The 1,955-nt window shown below is 41.9% G+C and carries 3 protein-coding genes; 1 reads left to right on the top strand and 2 read right to left on the bottom strand.

Going from position 1 to position 1,955, the window contains the following annotated elements:
• Window positions 1–338 precede the first annotated feature (338 nt).
• Complete coding sequence (locus ACK5MF_RS17135; protein ID WP_416923765.1) at window positions 339–512, bottom strand: hypothetical protein; 174 nt, start codon at window positions 510–512, stop codon at window positions 339–341.
• 269 nt (window positions 513–781) lie between these two features.
• On the opposite strand from ACK5MF_RS17135, the gene htpX reads away from it, so the two are divergent.
• The gene (gene htpX, locus ACK5MF_RS17130) at window positions 782–1,648 is read left to right on the top strand and encodes a protease HtpX (protein ID WP_416923764.1); all 867 of its coding nucleotides are present in this window, start codon (window positions 782–784) and stop codon (window positions 1,646–1,648) included.
• Between the two features lie 105 nt (window positions 1,649–1,753).
• Here the strand turns inward: htpX and ACK5MF_RS17125 are convergent.
• Window positions 1,754–1,955: IS3 family transposase (locus tag ACK5MF_RS17125; protein WP_416918509.1), on the bottom strand; the 202-nt coding region annotated here is incomplete at its 5' end.

The following is a 1,955-nucleotide window of genomic DNA, read 5'->3' as shown; positions in this document are numbered from 1 at the left end:
GAATAACCAGAGGTACCTTTTCAACAAATTGCCAAAGAAACAATATGATGATTGAAGGCTCATAACCACCTAGTTCCAATCAGGTTATACCAAGGGCTCATTGAAGCCGCGACGAATGATATGAAAGCTAGGTTCGGATATTCATCAAGGCGGGTAATCTGATACCCAAAGCCGAATATATGGGAGCAATTGAGTATCAGAAATTATCATGATTGTCTCTTGCAATAAGAGAGGGTCCATATATGGTATAACCTCGCCATTAATTCAGTAGAATGAAAATAATAAGGGCTGCACTGCAGCCCTTATTTGATCTCATCAGAGAGACGAATTCTGTTTGATTACATCTCTTGACCCAAGCCAAGCATTGCAAATGCCTGTTGGGTTTCCGCGATATGTTGTTGGATTGATTGCTCTTGACCAATCCCCAGTTGTAACTTCGCTTCTTCTTCAGTTAGACCTAAGTGGCAGCGTAGTAAGTCGATTGCCATTTTGTAGCTTTGAGCTTCAGCCATGATGATATCCTTCGTTTTGATGTTTCTCACTGCTCAAAATTTAGTCTTTTTCGACTTTTGTCTCAATACGACAAAAGTCTAACTTGCTAGGAATCGGATCTGTTTACATCCGGGACACATAATTGACATTAAATGTTTCAATTTAGCACTTAACCTTGTTTTTTAAATCGCAGACACTATGTATTAAGAGTATTAAAAAATACTTAAAGCTTTGAACTACTGTATAGAGCTTTGGGTTTATGAATAGCTTTCCTCAACGGAGATAATTAATGAAGCGAATTTTGTTATTCTTGGCAACGAACCTAGCAGTTGTAATGGTTCTGAGTGTTGTTTTGAATATTGTTTATGCCACTACAGGAATGCAACCGGGTAGTTTATCGGGGCTGTTGGTAATGGCAGCCGTGTTTGGTTTCGGCGGTTCATTTATTTCACTCTTGATGTCTAAGAGGATGGCTCTAAGTTCTGTCGGTGGTGCTGTGATTGAAAGCCCACGTAACGAAATGGAGCATTGGTTGCTGGAAACGGTGAAGCGTCAGTCGCAACAAGCTGGTATTGGTATGCCTACCGTAGCAATTTATGATTCGCCAGATATGAATGCTTTCGCCACCGGTGCAAAGCGTGATGATTCATTAGTGGCCGTGTCTACAGGACTTATGCACAACATGACTCGTGATGAGGCCGAAGCGGTACTTGCGCACGAAGTGAGTCATATTGCTAACGGTGATATGGTGACCATGACTCTGATGCAGGGTGTCGTCAATACCTTCGTCATCTTCCTGTCTCGTTTCATTGCTAACATCATTGCGTCACGTAACAGTGATGAAGAAGGGCAAGGCAGCAATATGCTGGTGTACTTTGGTGTATCTATGTTCCTTGAACTGGTGTTAGGCTTCCTAGCAAGCTTTATTACCATGTGGTATAGCCGCCACCGTGAGTTTCATGCGGACGCAGGCGCAGCGGAGCTGGTGGGTAAGCATAAGATGATTGCTGCTCTAGAACGTCTAAAAATGAGCTACGAACCTCAACTTGAGGGTTCGATGATGGCGTTTGGTATTAACGGTAAACGTACTATGACTGAACTGTTGATGAGTCATCCTCCATTGGATAAACGTATTGCCGCGCTACGCAATTCTTAAGATGTATTAAGTAACAAAAAAGGGAAGCGCTTGCTTAATGTCAATCAGTTAAGAGAATCCTCGTTCCCATGCTCTGAAGTGACCCCATAAAGTTGGACATTTCTGTTAAGCGGCTTGCAAGGCCTGATTTCGATATTCTATCGGAGTCAGGCCTTTAAATTTCACCTTAATCCGTTTTGTATTGTAATACTCTATATATTCTTCGATATTTGCAATCAGTTCATCAGCATCAGTGAAGCTTTGACCGTGATACATCTCTGTTTTGAGTAAAGCGAAGAAGTTTTCAGCCACTGCATTATCTAAACAG

The organism is Vibrio sp., from assembly GCF_047973365.1.
Taxonomy (GTDB): Bacteria; Pseudomonadota; Gammaproteobacteria; order Enterobacterales; family Vibrionaceae; genus Vibrio.
The sequence above is the reverse complement of the archived record's forward strand: the minus strand, read 5'-3'. Positions and strand labels throughout refer to the sequence as shown.

Bases quoted from the DNA above. Each gene is read 5' to 3' on its own strand.
- ACK5MF_RS17135 (WP_416923765.1), bottom strand. From the start codon at position 512: ATGGCTGAAGCTCAAAGCTACAAAATGGCAATCGACTTACTACGCTGC.
- htpX (WP_416923764.1), top strand. From the start codon at position 782: ATGAAGCGAATTTTGTTATTCTTGGCAACGAACCTAGCAGTTGTAATG.